Raw genomic sequence first — 21,467 nt, forward strand, 5'->3', positions numbered from 1 at the left:
AAAGGTACTCATGAAAAGGATATTTAAAGTCTCAAAAAAAGAGATTAATTTACCTATTATTGTAATTGTCTTGAGTATTTTAATTGGTATTTATCATGTTTTTTCCTACTTAATTCCTTTTACAAGCCATGCATTTTTAGTCACGAATGTTACACCTGTCGCAGCAGATGTTTCTGGTTTTATTACAAAAATATATGTTCATAATGGAAGCCCTGTTAAAAAGGATCAGCCCTTATTTGAGGTGTATCAGAAACCTTATCGTTTAGCTTATAATTCTGCAAAAGCTAGATATGAGGAGGCAATAGAACGTCTTAAAGTGATTGATCGTCAAACGCAAAAAACGAAATCCTTATTGGATGCTGCTAAGTATGCCTACAAAAAAGCTCAGTTTGAATATCAATTAAAAAAAGCGCCTAGTGTACGCGAGGCTTTATCAAAACTCGAAATACAAACGCTCAATTATGATTTGCACTCGATTGAAAACAAAATGAATTCGCTTAAAAAGCAAATTGCTGTTGAAGATCAGCAAATAATTCAGCAAAGAAAATTAATTAAAGCTCTTAAAGCAGAAAAACATAATGCACGTGTAAATCTCAATTTAACTACCGTTAGAGCTCCAGCTGATGGAGTAGTTGATAATCTTTATATTGGTCTGGGAACGCCCGTAAAAATTCATAAGCCTTTATTTTCATTCATCGATACCTCAAAATGGTGGGTGCAAGCTAATTTATATGAGACTGATCTACGATATGTTAGGCCGGGCGATAAAGTTCTCATTATGCTTCGTATGTATTATTTCAACAGAATCTTTCATGGAAAAATCGTGAATACAATGTGGGCAGCTGGTCGACAAACAACTGATACACGCACGCAACAACAAGAAGTTAACAGCAACAATCAATGGTTATTGGAGCCGCAACGCTTTCCTATTCAAATAGAAATTCTTGACCCAGATCCTAAATATCCATTCAATCCTGGTGCTAGTGCTTATGTTTATATCAAAATTAATTCACATCATTGAAACCTATGACCCCTATGGGAATCATCGCGTTAATGGAGTGAAGGTCACTTATGTTCTATTGATTCTTTTTGCAGTGAATTTTGTTTTTTCGATTCCAAATCCTTATTTTTATTATTTTTACGTTCCAATTACAGCAATGGCTGCTGAAGTAATTGGCGAAACAATGAAGAAAAAAAATATACTGCTTTTTTATTGCATTTTGTGGTCAGTTATAAGTGCTTTTCTTTTTGATATTTTTTCCATAACACCCTTTTTTCCTATTTTTGCCTTTATATATTCTTTTCTTTTGTATTTGATTGCCATTAAAAGCAGAATGCATACTGTTGTAATCGCTCCTGTTGCTTTAAGTTTGGGAGCCTATTCTTTGCTATATAAAGATGTAAATACCAGTTTTTATGCAATTTTAAATAATTGTTTTACTACGTTTATAGCGATGGCAGTTGTTTTTGCCGCCTTAGCTTTTTTTCCTAGGAGTTATTATTATCGTTTGTGGTTAAGGGCCTTACTGTTACTGATTACCCAGATTATCGAGCATTTATCCTTAATGGCTGCACGGCAAAATATCATGTTTAATCCAGTCCGAGGTCACACAACCCACTTAGTACGTTTTGCTGCGATGCTACCCAAAACGTTTCCGGTTCGCTCCATCTGGAGAATTAATTTGCTCATGAATCAATTGCATTTAGTGGTTTGTGTTGCTGAAACAGAAACAATCATACTGGAAAGTGAGAAAATCAATTTATTTATTAAAAAACTTCATGTTTTTAAACGCGCAGTTGAACAGGAGCAACCTTGTGAATTAACGGCAACACCGTGGGTCATTTTTAATAAACTCGTCTATTCGTGGAATTACTTATGTTCAAAATTGTAGATTATCGTAAAACACGAGCGTTGCAAATTTGTCTCGTTTTTTCCACTGCTTTGGCAGTTCAAATGCTATTAGGGTATTCTCATGCCGGATGGATAGGTTTTGCAGTGATGATGATTTATGCAGGATTTGATAAAGGTGCAAGCTTACAACGCACTATACATCGTTTTTGGGGGGCGATTTTTGGATTACTTCTATCCTACATATTATGGTTTATAGGCCAAATTGATTTTCGCTTTATCCTGGTAATAATTCCTTTTATTGTATTTATGGCATACTTTTCTTTGGGGAAACTCTACGCATTTCCTACTATTTTTACAGTGACTTTGACTGCTTTAGGAACAGATTATTATGGAAGAAATAATTATGCTGTTCCTAACTTCTTTTTTGATTATTTATTATCGACTGTCGTTGCATTTTTACTTTGTCTTATGTTTGAAACTTTAGTATTTCGCAATAGCCAGTTATCGAGAAAATTCTATATCGATTTACAAACAAGAATTATTACTCGGTTGAATAAACTTTTTGATATAGTAACTCAAAAACCGTTGCTCGATAGCATTTACTTACGAGAAAGCACCGTACTAAATACCAGCATGTTGGATTTATATGCATTTGTTGCTGCAGAGAAACATGAAAGTAATTTAGATGTGAATTTTGCAAATGAATTGGATTCTTTTGGCTCTGTAGTACAACAAGCGTATCATAACATCCGAAGACTATTTGTTTTATCACCCTACAGCAATGAAGTACTTAAAATAGAAACCCAGAGCATACTGGAAAAACTTACTCGGATAAACCAAAGCCAAAGAATTAAATATATTGGGGAATAAATTGATTAGGATGATTCGTTTACTGATTTTGGCTTTCATGATGAGCTCGTGTACTCAGCATTCTCTTAAGCCTCTGCTTATTCCTAATCAATGGTCTGTTAAAGATACTCAATTTATAAACTCTGATAAAAACTTGCCTTGTTTTCCATGGTGGAAACAATTCAAAGATCCTAATTTAAATTCTCTGATTGACAAAGGGTTAATTAATAACAACGATGTTAAAGTTGCAGTAGCTAATATTGAAGCAGCACAAGGTGAATTAAAGCGCGTGCAACTGAATTGGATTCCCGAAGTCACTGGAAATGCAGGTTATTCTTCGTTTCCATATTTAGGTTTTCCGGGTGTTCTACTCACAGTTGTTCCAACTTATACCATCAATATCTTTAAACAGATTAAAGAACAACAGAAAGCCAAATATGAATTAAAAGCGACACAGGCAATGTATTATGGTATTCGACTTACTGTGATAAATCAGATTGCCAGTAATTACTTTAATTATTTAAGCCAAATCGAGCAATTAAATTTGTTACATTCTTTGGAGAAGGACCTTTCTAAGTTAATTAATATTACCCAGAGTATGTACCAAGGAGGCTTATCTGCACGAACGGAATTAGAACTTGCCAAAACAGAGCTTTCATTAATTCAGGCTAAAGAAAGAATAGTACAACAAAATATTGTGGTGAGTGAAAATGTTTTGCATTACTTACTGGATGAAAATCCAGGAGGATTTTCAGTAAAACGCCGCTTTAGGGACTTAAGTAGTCAACAAATGATTATTGGCGCTCTTCCTCTAACTGTTATTGAAAATCGGCCAGATATGATACAAGCAAAACAAGAGTTTTATGCGGCCAATGCGGGAATTGGTATTGCTTTTTCTCATTTCCTACCTACAATCAATTTAGCTATGGCCCGCGGTGAAATTGCTAAAGTTCCAAATGGATGGCAATTAGGCCAAGCAATTCATTTCAACCAGGCTATTCTCGAAGTTCCTTTTTTAAGGGCATCTGCATTTGGCCGATTGAAAAAAGCTAAAGGATTAAATAAAGCATCCTATTATCGTTATAGTGATACGTTACGCAGAGTACTTAGGGATGTAACGAATGATTTATCCGCGCATGAATTGTACACAAAGAGACTTGATGATGTAATGAGAGCAGAGCGAGAACTAGGGAATGCTTATCGATTAAATCAGACTTTATATCAAAGAGGAATTGTCAGTCATCTTAGTTTGATTGAAGATAAAATCAGATTAGATAAACTGGCTATTGAAGTAAATCAGCATAAATTAGAGCAATTAATTACCATTGTTAATCTGTATCAAGATTTAGCAACTGGCTATAATTATGTTCCTCTTGCACTTGAAAAAAATTAGTGTCCTTTTCGATTTTCAAGAGTTCAGGATCAGGATTAAATCCTGAACCACTGTTGATTCAGGATCATTGGGCAGAAAACCAGATTTGTACCGGAGTAATTAGGGTAATACATAGATTATCAAAGCAATTAATCCGGCAATGGCAATGATTGGATGAATAAGGACTGCCACTTTGGGAACCTGTTTCCCTTTCTTAGCAAGTGAAACCAAGGTTAACCCACCTAATGCAGCAACGATTAAGATGATTAAGCTTGCCCTAAGAATGGCAGCTTGTCCTGTCATAAAAGCAAGCATGTAAACGATTATTATGATGAGTCCTAATGCTGCAAAAATTCCATGGAGTGCCTTCACAACTTGATTAACAGGTCTGTTTTGCAGTATTGCTGTTAAAAGAAAGAGGCCACAGAGTACTGCAGCAAGAAATAAAACAATAGCAAGTATTAACATACAACCTCCTGTTTAAAAAAATCATCATGCTTATAATCATATTGTAGCCTGGGTGCAGCGAAGCGAAACCCCGGGGTTTCTGAATTACTTCTCCCGGGTTTCGCTTCGCTGCACCCAGGCTACAAAAAAACTTATTCTGGTGTTACATAATTTTGTTTTGATTTAGGAATATCTAAGAGTTCATTTTCTAACTCAGCTCCCAAAGTATCCTTTTTCTGTGTAGGAGAAAAATTGATGGTAGGGCCAGGATTTTTCAGTGCTTCTGTTAAACTGATAAATTTATATCCATTTTTTTGATACATTTCCAAAATATCACCTAATACATAACTATTTAGAAGGTTTGCATGAATTAATAATATTTGTTTTTTGCCTTTACTCTCTTTTTCAGCTCTTAATGTCTGTTTCCAGATATAGGCTAAATATCGAGGTTTTATTTTTTGAATATAATTCACACGCGAACGATATGGGACTTTATAAAGCATTTCATTAAAGTCAAAATCTTTACTATCAATAGTTACTGGAGCAATCGTGTAATTATGCTCTTTAAGATAATCATATACTTTTTGTTTTTTGCCTTTATTGCCTTCTGCCAGGTAGGGATAACGAAAATATTTAGGGTTGGTCATTATCGGGGTAAGAATTTTATCGGCACGATCAATATCAGCAATGTATTTTTCAGCACTGATTTGATCTAGGTCATAATGCGAATAAGTGTGATTACCCAACATAAAGCCTGCTTTTCGGAATTGCTCAAGAAATGCCCACTGACCTTTTTCTATAGCTCCCGCAATAACAAAACCTATGACTGGAACTTTATATTTTTGAAATGTTTGCACAATTTGAGTAAAGCGCTCTGTGGTTCGCTGACGATTTCCTGGGGTATTCATTCTTGAAGCAACAAGAGGTAAATCATCCATGGTAATTGCGATTTCTTTTTCATCAGCAAAACATACTGAAGAAAACAAGGCAATAAACAGAAAAACTAATTTAAGCATCGATATTCCTTATCAAGTTCTAATAACATGGATGGTAACATAATTTGATGAATACAAAGAAGATTGTCTAGCGTTCTCTTTACATAAACGTATACGTGCCCGAAAACATTTGCAGAGAGGTAGCCTGGGTGAAGGCAAAGCCGTAACCCGGGTTTCGGATAAAAAATCACGCGCCTATATCCCGGGTTTCGCTGCGCTGCACCCAGGCTACAACGATCACAAGCAACCTAAATTTTTGTTAAAAGATTGCATTTAAAGACAGTATCTACGCTTATGAGCAACAATTGATTTGCGGACATGATAATATTTCCTAGACATTTTTACATTGATACACATGAAGCGCGTATTCCTTATGCCTAAAAGGATAAGTGGGGGTAGGTATCCTTTGACATTGATCAAAATATTGTTCCAAACAACTCGATCGGTCATATCGATCAATGTATAACGCTTCTTTTAATGTCTTATTGGTAATTCTTTTATTGATATCAACGCCCCATAAAGCATATTGGTTCTGTGCAGTGCCACAACCTAAAGTATAAATGGTGGGTTTATTGTGAAGGAAAAAAAGTGTACGTGCTTCAAACCAGCCTGAAGTAAGAATCGTATCAGGCAATTGAGGGTATGCAGAATTAAATTTCTGGATTAAATGATAGAAAACAAGTTTTTTTGATTTGATAAAATTAAACTTAGACGTGTTATCAATTAAAACTAAGAGACTCACCACAGCATAGAAAGCAATCAAGCTCATTGCAAATTTTCGATAATGAAATGTTGTGATCCAATATCCCAATAAAAGCGCGCTGCTAATTAAATAAGGGGTAAGCCAAAGTTCCCTAATCTCCGCCTTGCCTGCTGTATATAAGTAAAAGCCAAGGAAAGTAAAACAAACAATACGACATAACTTCACCATCAATGCTTTTTTCTCATCCAATTCTCTGTTTCGTACAACAAAAGGAGGAAGCAGCATGATATTCAAGGATGGAACAAATGAGTTAAAAAAGGTTTTCAATGCATGGGAAATGGGGGAGACTGCGAGATTAAGTTGGTGTGTGGTGAGCTGGTAAATAAATGATTGCCAATGATTTTGATAGTTCCAGAGAATTACCGGGCTAAAGATGATAACGGCCAAAAAAATAGCAAAATAAAAATGCTTGGTTTTAAAGATTGAGCGGTAAGTACTGGAAATTAAAAAAATAAGTAGTGAAAGAATCAAAACGATGCCCGTGTATTTGGATAGCATCATAAGTCCAGCACTGATCCCTATAAAATAGAGATCTCTTGTTTTATTCGTCTGGATATATTTTATGGTGTAATAAAGGGTTAATGCCCAAAATAAGGTGAGCGGAGTGTCGTAGGTCGTTTGTTTCAGTATATCTAGGGTGACAAGCGGTGAAAATAACCACGACAGCATCGCGATACAGCTTGCTTCGCGGGATAAAAAAAATCGGGCGCATTGATAAATAATTCCGCTGGTGAATACAGCAACAACAATGCCTACAAAACCCAATGCGAAGAGGTTATTACCAAATAATGAAGTGGAAAGCCTAATAAAATAAGCAATCATAGGAGAGCCGTCATAATAGGATAAGGCCAGGTGGCGACTCCAATCCCAATAATAATAAGTATCAAGTGATAATATGTTTATAGGTGCTAACAACAATAAAATGACAAAATATAGGATGAGATACGGATAAATGCTTCGTAAATTAAAGAAGTCCCATGAAATTACCTTGCTTTCACTTTGAATATTGGGTGAGCTAATTTTCAACCGATTCCTTATCATGAGCAGTGTACCTTTAATTACTGGGAGCAAGTTTTTCTGTCCATATATGACGAGAATAAGTATAGTAATTTAAAAGAGATATCAAACCGATACCAGTAGTCATAATTATATTTTCTCGCAATGGCCCTCCACCAAAGCAAAGAACACCAAATCGCAACCAATAACTTTGCACGTTAATAATAAATATTGAATAAAGAGTGAAAATGCTCAGACGTTTTATTTTTAATGGCCAGGAAGTTTGATTTTTGTCGCCAAACGTAATTTTATTATTCAGAATGAAATTATTAATGATTGCCGTACATACTGCAATTTGTGAGGCATCAAATGGAGAAAATTGAAAATATTCACGCAGAATATTATAGGTAATAAGTTGTACAGCAATACCCAAAGAGCCAACGAGGCACATTTTTAAATAGCGTTTGATTTCATGATAGCGCAAAGTAAAAACAACGCGTAATGAATCGACAATACTGTTTTTAGGTAACTTGCTGTATCCTTCATTTCTATCAATAAAATCAATAGGATACTCACGAATCTTTGCTTTGTTTTTATGCAAAAGCCACAACAATTGCATTTTATAGGCATAATGATTCGTGAGAAATTGATGGGGTAGAATTTTTAAAAGTTGTTGTCGGCGAGTAGCGCGAAAACCGCTGGTAAAATCCTTATATTTAGGGGTCAGTACTGCTCTAGCAATATAATTGCCTAAGATAGAGAATAACTTACGATGTAATTCCCAATCCCTAGGAATACTACCGCCATTTACATAACGGCTCCCCACCACGCAATCGCAGGTTTGCAACATGTCCAAGATAGGACGAATATACTTGGGTTGATGGGAAAGATCGGCATCAAATTCAAAAATAATATCTGCATTCAGAGACGTTAACGCATAATTCATGGCTTGCAAATAAGCAGAGCCAAGGCCAGATTTTGCGGGTTCGTTACGTAAATGTAAATTCGGATAGTTATTTTGTAATGAAACAACGATTTGTTGTGTGTTATCTGTAGAGGCACTATCAAAAATTAAAATATGCACCTCATACTGATCTGTTGTTTCTACTGATGCAAAAACTTGTTCTATCGTCGTTTGAATAACTGACGCTTCATTGTATGTAGGAATGATAATAACTACTTTCTCTTTTGGGGATGAATTTTTTTCATTGGAATCAGAGGAATTATTTGCATCAAGAATCAACTTTATATCTCGGACTTATGGATATTTGAGCAATGAGTTTATCAATTAGTTTTTAGAAAAAAAAGGGTTAAACTATTCTTCTGATGTTGGATTCGGATCATTTTCTTCATTTTTAACTATTTTTTTGCAGAAACTTAACACTATTGTTTTAATCTGATTTTGGTAACTCATAGTACAATTGAGCAATTCTCTCAATACATCTGAATGAGTTTTTTATGGGAAAAACAAAAATAAGTCTCATAAAACATACTTTTTTTAATAATTCATATAAAAAAACTGATTTTTCTTTTAGAGAAGATGATTTTAGTTTAGATCGATTAAATTATGAATTTTCATCATTATATCAGGTGCTTGCTTCGAATAAATCCCATTGGAACGAAAAGAATTTTACCGTACTTTATTTGTATTACTTGAGCAATCTGTTAATTTCCTATTATCAATTGGATGTTAGCTCTGATTTAGAAAAATTAAAACAATTTCGCAAAGAAATAGAAACCCTTTATAAAATAGATCCTCTTCAGAAAAAACAAAAAAAGAGTGATAGTTTCCCAGAGTTTTTAATAGAAGGAATATGGACGAATCTGCCTTCTTTAAATAGTATTTCCAAACTGCGCAAATATGTTGGTAACATCAATACGTTTCGTTCCCAATTTTCCTACAGTCGCGGTTTTGCAAATTACGCAATAGCTTATCTGCAAAAGAGTTCTATTTCTTCATTAATTCAAGATCTTAATCAAGTGCTTGGCAATCAATACAGTTTTATTGAAGCGATTAATCTTTTAGATAAATCACGTGAAGCCATCACCGATTTAGGTATTTTTCTCTATGCACTACGTTTTCTGATTCATTTGACTCTTTTAATGAAACATATTATCGAATCTGCAATAAGCGATGAATTATCAACAAAAAAAGTGTTGAAACAAGAACTTGAAAAACGTGGTTTTACGATGGCGAGTGATTTGGTTTGGGCCGTAGTCGGTTTACTCACGACCTATAATAATTATTTTCACATTGCTGAATCAGCTTCTTCAGTAATCATTATTGCCTTTCTGACTTTTGATACCCTTTTATATCTAGCCCAGTGGCTTTTTGAAGCAAGCCAATATCATGATCGTTTGTACGAGTTGCAGGCGCAATTAAAGGATGCGACAGCATTTGAGCACGCAGTGATTCAACGACAAATTGATGTGTTAAATGATGAATGGGAGGCTCAATGCACCTATTTTGCATTCAACATTGTTGCTGCAAATATAATCGCCACCAGCTTTGCAATCAGTTTATTATGCACCGGTCCACTGGCTTTAGCAGGGCTTGCATTGTTTAGCTTGCTGGGTAATGCCATGTATAATACTGCAGAAGAATATAAAAAATACCAAAAATCTTCAATTGCAGTGCGTCGAGAGTTGGCAAATGGTACGATTCTGAATGATGAACATCATCGTCAACTCTTAATAAAACTCAACGAGGAATGTGATAAAAATTATCATCAATTTTTGAATACCCTGGCGTTTAATGTAGGGGGGATTGCATTCATCATTACTGCTGCCGCCGCATCTTGGCCAGTTGCTTTGGGTTTAACCCTTATCTATGTAGCTTATCGATTACATGACACATATAAAAAACAGCTTGAGGCTAAAAGCGATATTCCCCAGGACATTTACCGTCTTTTAAATCAGGAAGAGTCTGAAAGAACAACTTTGGAATTTGCATAGGTCCTATAATAGGACGGCAATACCTAAATTAATATAATGTTTAAAATTGCCCAAATAATTGTATAACTGTTGCCCTCCACTGAGATTCACTATGGTATTGGGAAAAACAAGAAATAAAATTCCTCCATCAAAGTTAAACCCAGCGCCTTGGGTCGCGCTAATTTTACTTTGGCCATATATTTCTCCATAAAGAGAAACCCTGGAGCTCGGTGAGAAACTTAAACACACATCAGGATTAATGGTGTTGAAGTAATTGCCTCCACTAAGCTTTGGGTCGCTTAGCCTGCTTATACCAAGTTGCCCCATAATGCTCAACTGATTACTAATTTCATAGTATGTAATACCATTAAACGTTACTCCCCAGTGATTGCTTCCATAAGCAAAACTTCCAGTGGGGGTATCGGCAATGCCTTGTAGCGCAAAGATCCAATTTTTTTTGTAATTGATGGTGTGTTTTAAACCAAAACGTGTATCTGTAGTACCTTTTCCAGGAAAACTTTTTTGGTCAATGTAGTTGGATGGGTATACAAAAAATTCACTATTTGACGGTAACCCAATGCGCAAATCAGCATTCGGAAAATTTTGCTGGGTACCACTATGATCAGGTAATTGCTGATCAATATAATTTAATTCAACGAATACCTTTTTAAATGGAGTAGAACAAGAGCTATTTATATTACTAGGAGAATTTATAACGCTTAATATATTAGAGCAAATATCATTATCAGCAATTGCAGTGAATGGGATTGTAGCAAGGATGCAAAAAACAATTTTAATTAATGTATTTTTCAAAACGAATTGACTCCATTAAATAGAAATAAAAAAATTATTTCGTGCATCCTGAGATTTTTATAACAATTTATATATATTACAAAAATCCATCTAAACTATGTATATAAAAATTATATTTTTAAGGAATGGATTATGGCTGTTACGACAGGATTATCCGGAAATGAAATATATTGTTTACAGCTTAAAAATTACTCTCCTGGAACCATAGTAGTTGGGAATAGTGTTCATTCTTTGGGAGTTATAGGGAGCCTTGGTTCTGGTTTTAAAGCAATGTTAGGCGGTGAGTTAACTCAGATTACAACGCTTATAGAAGAAGGTAGGGAAACAGCATACAAACGGATGTTAGAAGAGGCTGCAAGCAAAGATGCAACAGGAATTACTGGAGTCACCAGTCAATTAATTGTGCATGGAGCCAATATTGAATTTTTATCAATTGGTTCGGTGATTTATGCGGACAGCGGAGCCGATAAGAACAAATTTTCAACTTCGGCAGATGGGCAGGAATTATATGCCCAGCTTGATGCAGGTTACAAACCGATTTGTTTTGCCTTTGGCAATGTCGCCTATTCTATGGGGCTGGGCCGAGGGATAATCGGTAGTTTAAAAACGTTAGGACGTGGTGAAATCAAGGAATACTCGGATATTTTTAATAAAACCAGGCACTTGGCGTTAAATCGTATTATTGCCCATGCGAGACTGTATAAAGCAAATTCAGTACTCGGTATTAGGACAACAGTTCTACCTTTTGGTGGGGTCAATGAAATGCTTATGATAGGAACTGCTTCGCAAAATCCACAACTAATCACGGATGCGGTTAATGATGTAGTGACTAGTGACATGACGAATATTGAAATGTGGAATATGGCGCGTTTAGGATATGCTCCTATGAAATTACTTTTGGGTACTTCGGTTTATTCTCTAGGATTAGTGGGTGGAATTACTTCAGCAATTAAAGCATTTGTTCGTGGAGAAATTAATGAGCTGACACGTATGATTTATCATGCTCGTGAGAATGCGTTAGCAATTATTAATGAAGAAGCACAATCCATAGGTGCAGATGACGTAGTGGGGGTTAAAACCTATGTGTATCAATTAGGTAATGGCTTAATTGAATTTCTCGCCATAGGTACTGCGGTCAAAAAAACCAATCGCATCAAAACCGAATCAGAACAATTACCACCTCAGGCAATTATTGTAGATAAAGATACTTTTTATGATTCAACCAATTCCGACAGCATGAATGTTAATGTAAACACAGGAGCAAAACCAATTAATAGAGGGAATTTATCTTTATTAGCTCCTTTTTTCGTAATAATTGCTTTAATAATCATTCAATTTCTTTTGCGGCGATAAGCTCTCTTCATCCCCCTGTGTTTTATTATCGTTTTACTCATCATCCAATTTGTCCTTAAGCACTTCGCCTCAATCGCTGGTTATATCCCAGGTAATTAATAAGTCCTTAATTTAATTAATTTATAATAAAAAAGTATTCCCTATAAACCTGCGCATGATTACCTTGCGTTAGGTAACAAGTAATTTCCGGCACTAAGCTCAAATCAGAAAAAATTCTCTAATAATGTTATCTTAATAAACAGAATGTATAATTATCTAATATATTGTTCAACAATAGTCCTTTCGGGATCAATTTAGAGAGTACTTTTATGTTTAGTAAATTAGTAGAGCAACGACTTCAAAGCGTCTTAAATGATTCTAATCGAGAAGATTTTAATGCGGTTATTGTGGACTCCTCTAAACTTGAAACACCAGAAGAGGAACTTCAATTCCTCCTATCTTATCTAAATGGAATAATTGGGGATGATAAAAACAATGCAGTTGTAAAGCTCATGGGTGAGCTGTTGAGTAGCTATTTAATCTTTACCAATCCCTCCGGAAAATATTGCAAAAAATTAAACACACTATTGGAAGGTTATCAATCGAGTGTGGGCAATAGTCCAATTTACTCTGAGCAACTGAAACAGATGAGAGAGAATTTGTCTCAACAAATAAGACTAAAGGATACATCAGAGTTCAAGTCATCGCTTTTGGAACATAAAATTAGTCTGAGTACGTGTATTCTAATTACTCGTACTTTACTGGAAAAAAATAAATCTTTAGAAACCGGATACATTAATTTAATGGTTGAAAAATTAAAAAAGGTTTCACCTCAGCTTTTAAAGGAAAATGCTGCTGTACGACAAAATTATCTCATTTTGATCAAGGAATTGAAAAAAGCCAATTCGAAAAGCCATCTGCGCACCCTGGAAAAATTAGCTCGTCCCGTCGTTTTAATGCAAATTGGTGAGGAAGCCCGGGAACAAGTTGAAAGTAATAATATCAATATAAGCACAATCGAAAATGAAATAAGAAAAATAAAAATACCGGATGATATCGGAATTAATTTAAAGATTCTTAAAAAATACGGTAAAGACGTACAGGCACTTGAGGAGCGATTAAAAGAAATTGAAAAACTTTTAGCAGAGGAACAACAAAAAGAGCAAGTACACCTCCAGTATTTTGATGATGCAGAAAAGATATACTCTGGAGAGGACTTAAAAAATTTCAAAAAAATAGGTGAGGTCTTGGTAGGCAAGAGTTTAGAGGCAGTGAAGTTAAGCCAGTCCAGATATCAAGAAATCAATCGCGTCATCGTAGAATTTTCCAAACAAGTTGCAGCCCTGAGTTCGCACGCAGAGGAAGAAAATAAGGGGGTAAATAAACAATATGAAGAAATTGAAAAAAAATATCGAGAATTTTATTCCGATCAGGAAAGCGCTTTAGCCCAATTAGAAATTATAAAAGCACAAAACGATGAAAGACTTACCTTTTTAAAAGCGAATAATTTGCTCGATAATTCGCAAGATTTAGACGATGCTCTAAAAATATTTGATGAGATACACAAGAACAATGCAGATTTTAAAAAAGTTGCGGTTAAATTTGAAGAAGAATTACGTTCTTTTGACCCATCACAGGACTTACAAGAAAAAAGGCAAAAAATAGCAACACTTTCGGATGAACTGCTTAAGCTCTCTAAGCGATTCCAGATGCAAGATACTTTAGGGAGTTTAAGAAAACATTTGGAGAATTTAAGTCAACAAGTCAATTTAAGCATTAAGAGCACTAGAGAAACTCAGAGTGGTCTCGCTCAACAGCGTGATTCTGCAAAAAGTGAAAAACAAGAAATAGAAAAAAGGGCGAAAACTCTTGATGAAGAGATAAAACGTTTACAAACGGAACAGAGTCAAAATTGGGAGACTTTAAAATTATCTCTTAAAAACCAACGCTCTGAAATAGACAGTAAAACGATCGCTATCCAGTCATTTTCCAAGAAAAATAAGGAGAGGATAGATAGTCTGGGTGCTCCTATCTTTTGGTATGGATTACCCATTATCCGCTGGTTTTTTGCTGATAGATTAAACGCCTATCAACAGGAACGAGACACTCTTTTAGCGACAAATAACACATTAGCCAAATTAGACGCTAGTTTGCAAAAAATAAAAAAAACAGGAGAGGAGATTGCTGCCAGTGAAAAACCGGTCACAGATTTTGGTTCCCTTATAAGTGCTTACAGCGAAATGCAAAATTTGGTGAGTAACGCTCAATCAAACTCACTTTCCCAGTATGCTCCTAAGCTTTATGATTTAGATCAATCTCCCTATGTTACTGTGAGTATGCATATAGCAGAGCTTACAAAGCACATAGCAGAGCTTACAAAGAAAAAAGATGCACTCTTACTTGAGACAGAAACAAAAAAAGCCGCTGTAGAAGATTTTACTAGGAAGATAGCTGAAATTCAGAAAAAAATAGGCTTGTTAGAAAGTCACAAAGAAAGAACATTGAATGATCTGCTCATTGAAGAGCATGCGAAGGAACATGCAGGTATTGATCTTACTCAAATGGGAAACAAGCAATTTCTCCTACACCTCCAATCAAGTGCTCAAACAGGTAATTTAGACCAAATTAAACTGATTATGGAACACTGTATTCATCTTGATGCCCCCAACTCTAACGGTAATAATGCGTTACATTTTGCCGCTCATAAAGGAGAAGTTGAGGCTGCACGCTTGTTGTTAAGCCAAAACGAGCCATGGCACTCTAAAAATAAAGACGGTAATACCCCCTTACATATTGCCGCTATGGGCGAAAAACCAGATATGGTTCGCTTGTTGTTGGCTAATCTAAAGGATAAGGACAGTAATTTTAGAAATAATAGAGGGAATACCCCTCTACACTTAGCTGTTTCAAAAGGAAATCTTGAGATAGTTGAGATATTACTAAGGGACTTGAGAGCTAAAAATCTGGATTGGAATCTTCCCAACGCTTCCGGGCATACACCTTTAGATTCGGCTGTTTTCCAGGGGAAAACAGTGGTTGTGAATTTATTAATAGATGATTTAAAAGAAAGAAAGGCTCTCCCCAAGGCTGCAGATCAATTTAATAATCTGCTGTTCATAGCATATAAAAAATACTCCGAGGCTGAAGAACCTAATAAAAGAGGGAAAAGAGACAATTTTGAAATTATTATTCAAAGGTTAAAGGAAGAAGGGGCTCAATTTGATTTAAGTAAGCAAGATCGTGCTGGAAATAATATTTTTCACCTTGCTGCAAAGAATGGAGATATTCAACGGATTAAAGAATTAACCAACCAGGAAAAAAGCTTCTTAAGCCAATTCATGAGTAACCCAATCAATAAGGAAAATGCCGACGGTAAGACACCACTGCAATTAGCATTAGAGAATGATCATCTTAATGCAGTTCGCTTATTGATTCTTTCTGGAGCAAAGATAGACAAACAAACTTTTGCAACAGAGCAAGGAAAACTGTTTCTCGCGGAAGTATCGTCTACAGAAGATAAGGAAATATATGCCAGGTTCGTAAAAGAGGGATTAATAACCTCTCCAACCCAGGGGGTAGTAGGCACATCAGAATTGGCGGAGCAAAATTCGAGAGCTGAGTTGGCAGAGGATAATGACGAACTCTACGCGCAAGAGAGATTAGCAGAGGAAAGATTAGCAGAGGAGAGGTTAGCAAGAGAAAGGGAAGTGAGGGTTCAAAGCAAGATAAATGAAATTGGCTTACAGGATTTTAATGAAAAAAGAGCAAGGGAATTGATAGGAGAAATAAAAGCTGCCTCATTTAAGGATAAATCGCGCTTAGCCAATGCCAAAGACAAAAATGGAAATACTCTCTTACACTTTTTAGTTAAGAATAAGAAAGAAAAAGCAGTAAAAGAGGTTTGTAAATATGCAGATGTATATATTAAAGACAGGAACAATAAATCCGCACTCACATTAGCAACAGAGTCTATGCATGAAAAAAGTGGTTCTCTTATGGGGGTTGTTGGAAGCCTGGCAGGTAAAAAAATTGACGACTTTAAAGAAGCGAAAATCTATCAAGCCGTAGCTGAAAAAGCGCATAGACAGGATTCAGCTCAACTCCAGTCACTGAAAATAATTTCTCAAATGCAATTAGCATTGCAGCAATTATTACCACGACATAAGACTCTAATATTAGAGCTAAAATTGAAAAAAGCAAATGTAGGTCAACTGGAGCAGATCAATAAGAGAGCTGGAGAACGCTCCGCTGAAATTGTTGTTGGCATGCAGAGGACTAAACATAAAACAGAGCATAAAATTATACAGCCTCTCGAATCTCAGCAAATAGTTGAACTACAAAAAGACATGATAGGGATAATTCAGATATTAAAAGAAGATATAGCGTCTATGGAAGATCAATTAAAATCCCTGAAAAATGCTGAGAAATACCAATGGCACTCTACGGAGCAGGATACCCCCTTACATCAAGCCATTAAACGAGGGGAAATTGATTCCTGGAATCAAAGGCGTAACGCAGAAGCGTTAGCGGAAAGTATAAATAAAATGAGTAGCGGTTATACCCCCTTACATTTAGCGATACTCTACGCAAAATCTGGCGATTCTCAAGAAGAGCAAGAGACAAGCTTACGAATGGCTAAGTTTCTGATTGAAAAAGGTGCAGATATTAATGCTCAAAATACTAAGGGAGAAACAGCATTACATTTACTGGCTCAACGAAGCGATCCGGCGGCACTGGAAATAATGAAATTACTCAAAGCACGTCAGGTCCAAACTGAGGCAGTCGATAAAGATGGAAATAATGCCCGACAGATAGCAAAACGAGAAAACAACCCGAATTTTCTTACTCTGTTCTCAACTAAATGTGAAGAGATCATTCAAAGAGGGGTTACATTTTTCACAGCACCGCAGCAAGAACCCGCTAAGGTTTTATCAACGAATAAAACTGAAGAAGGACCAGTTGTAGATAAGACAAATTTGTTTAAACAAATGAGAAAGAAAAAACAAGAGGAACAACAACAACAAGAACGAAAACCCGATCCGTTTAAAACCAATTGATTATTTTTCTGCTTCTATGTTGATAATAATTCCTTTATTATCAACATATTCCTCCACAAATTCCGTTGATTTAGTATCCATTCCCCTTCAATTTGGATACCAGTTTACTAAAATTTACAATGCCATGTAATATTTGCTTAATGTGGTTACTTTGTAATCAATATATGGCATTCAGGTAGTGAGGCTTAAGTGTCAGTAAGTAAACATACAAATAGAACAAAAACCCTATAAACCTAGTTTTTTGTCGCACCCTCAGAAAAAAATCTCTTTGATTTCCGCGAGAAGACCTTTCCTGATCTTGATAGGGTCCAAAAAGATATTGCTGCTACCCCAGCCGCTTAATTTATGTTTTTAGCTCATATTTTCTAACATCTTTTGAAATTATGAGCTATCATTCAAACACCTCTAATAAATAAGGAAATAAATCATGTCACAAGATTCTATGGGGCAGTTTTGTTGGAATGAATTAGCTACTGCGGATGTGAACAAAGCGAAAGATTTTTATAGCAAAGTATTAGGCTGGCACTTTAAAGAAATACATTCTGATGAAATGATGACCTATACGCTCATACAAACCAAAGATAAGGACGTTGGTGGTATATGGCAAATCCCTGCAAATCAACAAAAAGAAATACCACCACACTGGATGGCGTATATTTTGGTGAATAATGTTGCAGATACTTTAGCAAAAGCAAAGCAAAACGGAGCTAAAGAAGTTAAAGGAGTGACTCACGTCGGAGAGATGGGGCTTTTTGCAATTATTCAAGATCCTACAGGTGCTCACATCGCATTTTGGGAAACGCACAGTAAGTAAAGGTTTTGTTATTTTAGTGTAGCCTGGGTGAAGGCGAAACCGTAACCCGGGTTCCTGAACATGAATAAACTTCTTAATCCTGGGTTTCGCTGCGCTTCACCCAGGCTACACCTCTTAATATTGAACCCAATCTTGTTCCGGTGAATTTTCCATTGGCAAAAGCTCGTATGTTTTAAAGACATCTCCATCCCGAGATAAAAGAATCGCAATCGCTCGAGTTTTTTCAAAATGAGCAAAAATTATCATCATCATCACGGTAATAGGTACTGAGAGAAACATTCCTAATATTCCCCATATTGCACCCCAAACAGCTAATGCAATTAAGATCACTAAGGGACTTAGGTTCAAGGAATTACTTAAGAAGCGTGGCTCAATCAAATTTCCTACAATAAATTGAACGGCTCCTAAACCCACAATGATTTCAGTAAAAGGAATCCATCCGGTAAACTGCACAATAGCAAGCGAAGCTGGAAACGCAATAGCAATTATTGCACCGATATTAGGAATAAAATTGAGGAAGAAGATAAGAAGAGCCCAAAATTCTGCGAAATCTAATCCGACCCACTTCATGATAATCCAGCTGGCAATTGCAGTGCTAATGCTCAAAATGGATTTTAATCCCAGGTAGGTTTGGGTGTTATTTACAATGTGATTAATGATGTTGTTAATCAGCAGTCGTCCTTCTAATGTAGGGAACAAAGCATCGATTTTTTTTAAGAAAAAATGTTGTTCAACAAACAAAAATGCCACATACAATAAAATGAGTACTGTTGAACTCGCAAGCGTAGTGAACACCCCATAAACATTAGCAATAATGGTTTGCAGGTTAAGGGTTTTTATCATGTTATTAATGCTTGCTAACAGTTCAATATGAAATTTTCGATCAATATCGTTTGTAATTGTTGTTAAATGTTCTTGATAGCGGCCAGAGGCTGCGATGACATTATTTACATTATTCGTGATGATATTAATCAAAATAAAAATAAAAACAGCAACTATTGTAAAAGCGAAAATCATACTGAGCCAATTGGGCAGAAGGGCGCCTAACTTTGGTATTTGCTGAATGATGTTGCTTATAGTATTAAGAAGATTCCAAATAAAAACTGCAATAACCAGGGGAATCAGAACATGACTTCCTATAATAAGGAAGTAACCGACTATCCATATGATAATTAATCCGGATGTAAAAAGAATGATACGGCTCATAGGCTCACTCCTAAGGAAAGAGTTGGTTGAGCAAAATGGCGTTTAGTTCAGATACATCGCGCATAAGACAATTCCTTTTGAATTTTTGTATTTCATTAATATTAGCATTGATCCATTAGGATAAGAATTTAAAAATGGAGATTAGAGAGTTCATTTTTGAAAAGAGTAGCCTAGAACAGCGAAGCGTTATTACAATTAAGTATAAATTCCCCCCTCCATTACTTGGGGGAGAGGGGTAGGAGTGGGGGTAACTTTAATCAACACCCTCATCCGCCCTAAAGGGCACCTTCTCCCCTTGTGGGGAGAAGGGAAGTTAAATGGTAATACTCCTTCGCTGCACCCAGGCTACAAATAGTTTCTTATCTTAGTTGTTGAAGCATCCAAACATGTTGCTGCATGAATCTTCAGAATCGCTTGGAGATGCTTTAGGCATGAGATCATCTTTTGTGGTATCAAATTGTTGTCTAAATTCCTTAACTTTACCAAGTACACTGTCTTCTACATCAAAAAGCGTACCCCCACAATATTTTTCCAGGAATGCATTGATGTATGCAGCAATCTTATTCCATACTCCGGGAGCTGCCATTAAGGTAGGTTGGTATTTATAAATTGCTGAGCGGCTTTCTTCATTAAATTCTTGCGTCAAAACCGCAAATTTTATCAAATTAATTCCCTTCTCAAACTCTCGATCAAATTTTTCTTTTGCTCTATTTAATTTAGTATTAAGTTGTTCTAATGCATCGACGACGTCTTCAGGAAGCGAATCTTTTTTTCTTATTTGAGCTTTTAATTGAATCATTAAGTCTTGGACACTCTTATAGGTCTGTGGTCTTACTGAAACCAACTGGTCAGCTCCTGTTGTCACTTGATCCCATTTCTTTTTAACTCCATTTTTCGCATCTTTAGCTGTTCTTTCAAAAAAACTCCACGCCATTTTATCACCTCTTAACTTTCATTATAAAAATTTTATCTTTCTCTTGCTGTAGCGGTAAGTAGCGCATATTAGCACAAGTAGATCACAAAACAATACTAATTATCAAAAAAAGAACAAGTTAATGCCTAATAATGATCTAGTTGAGTAAAAAATAATCAATTAACTCTGCTACAGGTTTGGGATTATCCATATGTACATGATGCCCCCCTTCAACCTCAAAAAGAGTACAATTTTTTATTGCCTGCATTCTCTCCTGAAAAACTTCTTCAGGATAAGGTACTCCTTGTTTTGCCCGAATAAGGCACACTGGAATTTTAATTGCTTCAAACATCGTTCTCAGTTCGTCTTCAAAAGGAAGGGTAGAACCGACGCAGTGCAGACGTTTGTCAAAAGTCCAATGTAAGCCCTCTTTATTTTTTACAGTACCGCGATCAACCAATGCTTCAGCTGCTTGATAACTTATAGAACCAATGTTCATGCGATCGTGAATGGCCGAAATGCGATCGGTAAACAGCATTCTTTGTTGTGGGTTATAGGATAAATAACGTGCTGTGTCTTTTTGTAAGTTTGTTATTGCTTGCTCAATAAAATTGACTTTAGGCCCCAAGATATCAAGAAATATCAATTTCCCAACACGTTGAGGTTGCGCAATGGCAATGGTTGTGGCCAGTAAAGACCCTAGTGAATGAGCAATTATATCAAAATGCTTCCATTTTAATGCTTCGATTAGATGCATCATCAACAAGGCATCATTTTTCCAATGTGGCATGACTCCGGGAGGATAATGACTGGAAAATCCAGTACCTGGATAATCAACGACGACAAGTTGCCTGTCAGGCATTAATGGCGCTAAGAAATCAAAGCTTGCCGCGTTATCCAACTTGCCATGCAAGCACAAAGCAGGATTGGGTTTTTCGGGATGCCAAATTTTTAAGGCAAGAGTAAAACCCGGAATATGGATACTTCGTTCAACATAATTCTTCATAAATGCTTATACAAACATCTTTGAATCTGATGTGATGATTTTATATGGTGTAAGCACAGGTTTATAGTCCAATATGTGTAAAAAAAACGTAATATTATCGTTAATTATATACGTAGCC

General features: G+C 35.9%; 16 protein-coding genes. 8 read left to right on the forward strand and 8 right to left on the reverse strand.

All coding sequences use genetic code 11. The features are described 5' to 3' along the window. Nucleotides 1-10 precede the first annotated feature (10 nt). The 4 genes from Lstg_RS12245 to Lstg_RS12260 are packed head-to-tail and all read left to right on the forward strand — an operon-like array spanning nt 11 to nt 4,094. Nucleotides 11-1,021 carry an HlyD family secretion protein gene (locus Lstg_RS12245; RefSeq protein WP_058477969.1) on the forward strand — a complete coding sequence of 337 codons (1,011 nt, stop codon included), beginning with the start codon at nt 11-13 and terminating at the stop codon, nt 1,019-1,021. Next, entirely contained in the window at nt 990-1,892 is a 903-nt protein-coding gene (locus Lstg_RS12250; protein ID WP_058477970.1) for a hypothetical protein, read from the forward strand. The genes Lstg_RS12245 and Lstg_RS12250 overlap by 32 nt, the downstream gene beginning before the upstream one ends. Beyond that, nucleotides 1,877-2,722 carry an FUSC family protein gene (locus Lstg_RS12255; protein WP_058477971.1) on the forward strand — a complete coding sequence of 282 codons (846 nt, stop codon included), beginning with the start codon at nt 1,877-1,879 and terminating at the stop codon, nt 2,720-2,722. Before Lstg_RS12250 ends, Lstg_RS12255 begins: the two co-directional genes overlap by 16 nt. 10 nt (nt 2,723-2,732) lie before the next feature. Beyond that, the gene (locus tag Lstg_RS12260) at nt 2,733-4,094 is read left to right on the forward strand and encodes a TolC family protein (protein ID WP_238585427.1); all 1,362 of its coding nucleotides are present in this window, start codon (nt 2,733-2,735) and stop codon (nt 4,092-4,094) included. Between the two features lie 99 nt (nt 4,095-4,193). Here the strand turns inward: Lstg_RS12260 and Lstg_RS12265 are convergent, their stop codons facing one another. The 4 genes from Lstg_RS12265 to Lstg_RS12280 all read right to left on the reverse strand — a co-directional run bounded on the left by Lstg_RS12265 (nt 4,194) and on the right by Lstg_RS12280 (nt 8,517). Then, complete coding sequence (locus tag Lstg_RS12265; RefSeq protein WP_058477973.1) at nt 4,194-4,541, reverse strand: hypothetical protein; 348 nt, start codon at nt 4,539-4,541, stop codon at nt 4,194-4,196. Between the two features lie 131 nt (nt 4,542-4,672). Continuing rightward, a complete protein-coding gene (locus Lstg_RS12270) occupies nt 4,673-5,536 on the reverse strand; it encodes a polysaccharide deacetylase family protein (protein WP_058477974.1) in 864 nt (287 codons plus the stop codon). A 310-nt stretch (nt 5,537-5,846) separates the two neighbouring features. Further along, the gene (locus Lstg_RS12275) at nt 5,847-7,319 is read right to left on the reverse strand and encodes a glycosyltransferase family 39 protein (protein WP_058477975.1); all 1,473 of its coding nucleotides are present in this window, start codon (nt 7,317-7,319) and stop codon (nt 5,847-5,849) included. A gap of 13 nt (nt 7,320-7,332) precedes the next feature. Next, nucleotides 7,333-8,517: a glycosyltransferase family 2 protein gene (locus Lstg_RS12280; protein ID WP_058477976.1), complete on the reverse strand. Its 1,185-nt coding sequence runs from the start codon at nt 8,515-8,517 to the stop codon at nt 7,333-7,335. A gap of 215 nt (nt 8,518-8,732) precedes the next feature. Here Lstg_RS12280 and Lstg_RS12285 point away from each other — a divergent pair, with 215 nt between their 5' ends. Then, on the forward strand, nt 8,733-10,229 hold the full coding sequence (locus Lstg_RS12285) for a hypothetical protein (protein WP_058477977.1): 1,497 nt from the start codon (nt 8,733-8,735) through the stop codon (nt 10,227-10,229). A gap of 3 nt (nt 10,230-10,232) precedes the next feature. On the opposite strand, the gene Lstg_RS12290 is transcribed toward Lstg_RS12285, so the two are convergent. After that, nucleotides 10,233-11,021 (reverse strand): transporter, encoded by a 789-nt coding sequence (locus Lstg_RS12290; RefSeq protein ID WP_238585428.1) that lies wholly within the window; start codon nt 11,019-11,021, stop codon nt 10,233-10,235. A 132-nt stretch (nt 11,022-11,153) separates the two neighbouring features. Between Lstg_RS12290 and Lstg_RS12295 the strand changes: the two genes are divergently transcribed. From Lstg_RS12295 to Lstg_RS12305, 3 genes are all read left to right on the forward strand, one after another. Further along, the gene (locus Lstg_RS12295) at nt 11,154-12,374 is read left to right on the forward strand and encodes a heavy metal-binding domain-containing protein (RefSeq protein ID WP_058477978.1); all 1,221 of its coding nucleotides are present in this window, start codon (nt 11,154-11,156) and stop codon (nt 12,372-12,374) included. 308 nt (nt 12,375-12,682) lie between these two features. Beyond that, a complete protein-coding gene (locus Lstg_RS12300) occupies nt 12,683-17,410 on the forward strand; it encodes an ankyrin repeat domain-containing protein (RefSeq protein WP_058477979.1) in 4,728 nt (1,575 codons plus the stop codon). A 427-nt stretch (nt 17,411-17,837) separates the two neighbouring features. After that, a complete protein-coding gene (locus Lstg_RS12305; protein WP_058477980.1) occupies nt 17,838-18,224 on the forward strand; it encodes a VOC family protein in 387 nt (128 codons plus the stop codon). 114 nt (nt 18,225-18,338) lie between these two features. Here Lstg_RS12305 and Lstg_RS12310 read toward each other — a convergent pair whose 3' ends face one another. The 3 genes from Lstg_RS12310 to Lstg_RS12320 form a co-directional block, all read right to left on the reverse strand. Further along, complete coding sequence (locus Lstg_RS12310) at nt 18,339-19,430, reverse strand: AI-2E family transporter (protein WP_058477981.1); 1,092 nt, start codon at nt 19,428-19,430, stop codon at nt 18,339-18,341. A 364-nt stretch (nt 19,431-19,794) separates the two neighbouring features. After that, a complete protein-coding gene (locus tag Lstg_RS12315) occupies nt 19,795-20,364 on the reverse strand; it encodes a hypothetical protein (RefSeq protein ID WP_058477982.1) in 570 nt (189 codons plus the stop codon). 136 nt (nt 20,365-20,500) lie between these two features. Further along, the gene (locus tag Lstg_RS12320) at nt 20,501-21,349 is read right to left on the reverse strand and encodes an alpha/beta fold hydrolase (protein WP_058477983.1); all 849 of its coding nucleotides are present in this window, start codon (nt 21,347-21,349) and stop codon (nt 20,501-20,503) included. Nucleotides 21,350-21,467: the final 118 nt, after the last annotated feature.

This window comes from Legionella steigerwaltii (assembly GCF_001468065.1).
GTDB classification, from domain to species: domain Bacteria; phylum Pseudomonadota; class Gammaproteobacteria; order Legionellales; family Legionellaceae; genus Legionella; species Legionella steigerwaltii.

Excerpts from the sequence above, each read along its gene's own strand:
- Lstg_RS12320 (WP_058477983.1), bottom strand. The coding sequence starts at position 21,349 with ATGAAGAATTATGTTGAACGAAGTATCCATATTCCGGGTTTTACTCTT.
- Lstg_RS12255 (WP_058477971.1), top strand. The coding sequence starts at position 1,877 with ATGTTCAAAATTGTAGATTATCGTAAAACACGAGCGTTGCAAATTTGT.
- Lstg_RS12285 (WP_058477977.1), top strand. The coding sequence starts at position 8,733 with ATGGGAAAAACAAAAATAAGTCTCATAAAACATACTTTTTTTAATAAT.
- Lstg_RS12250 (WP_058477970.1), top strand. The coding sequence starts at position 990 with ATGTTTATATCAAAATTAATTCACATCATTGAAACCTATGACCCCTAT.
- Lstg_RS12245 (WP_058477969.1), top strand. The coding sequence starts at position 11 with ATGAAAAGGATATTTAAAGTCTCAAAAAAAGAGATTAATTTACCTATT.
- Lstg_RS12305 (WP_058477980.1), top strand. The coding sequence starts at position 17,838 with ATGTCACAAGATTCTATGGGGCAGTTTTGTTGGAATGAATTAGCTACT.
- Lstg_RS12315 (WP_058477982.1), bottom strand. The coding sequence starts at position 20,364 with ATGGCGTGGAGTTTTTTTGAAAGAACAGCTAAAGATGCGAAAAATGGA.
- Lstg_RS12300 (WP_058477979.1), top strand. The coding sequence starts at position 12,683 with ATGTTTAGTAAATTAGTAGAGCAACGACTTCAAAGCGTCTTAAATGAT.
- Lstg_RS12260 (WP_238585427.1), top strand. The coding sequence starts at position 2,733 with ATGATTCGTTTACTGATTTTGGCTTTCATGATGAGCTCGTGTACTCAG.
- Lstg_RS12310 (WP_058477981.1), bottom strand. The coding sequence starts at position 19,430 with ATGAGCCGTATCATTCTTTTTACATCCGGATTAATTATCATATGGATA.
- Lstg_RS12265 (WP_058477973.1), bottom strand. The coding sequence starts at position 4,541 with ATGTTAATACTTGCTATTGTTTTATTTCTTGCTGCAGTACTCTGTGGC.
- Lstg_RS12275 (WP_058477975.1), bottom strand. The coding sequence starts at position 7,319 with ATGATAAGGAATCGGTTGAAAATTAGCTCACCCAATATTCAAAGTGAA.
- Lstg_RS12295 (WP_058477978.1), top strand. The coding sequence starts at position 11,154 with ATGGCTGTTACGACAGGATTATCCGGAAATGAAATATATTGTTTACAG.
- Lstg_RS12270 (WP_058477974.1), bottom strand. The coding sequence starts at position 5,536 with ATGCTTAAATTAGTTTTTCTGTTTATTGCCTTGTTTTCTTCAGTATGT.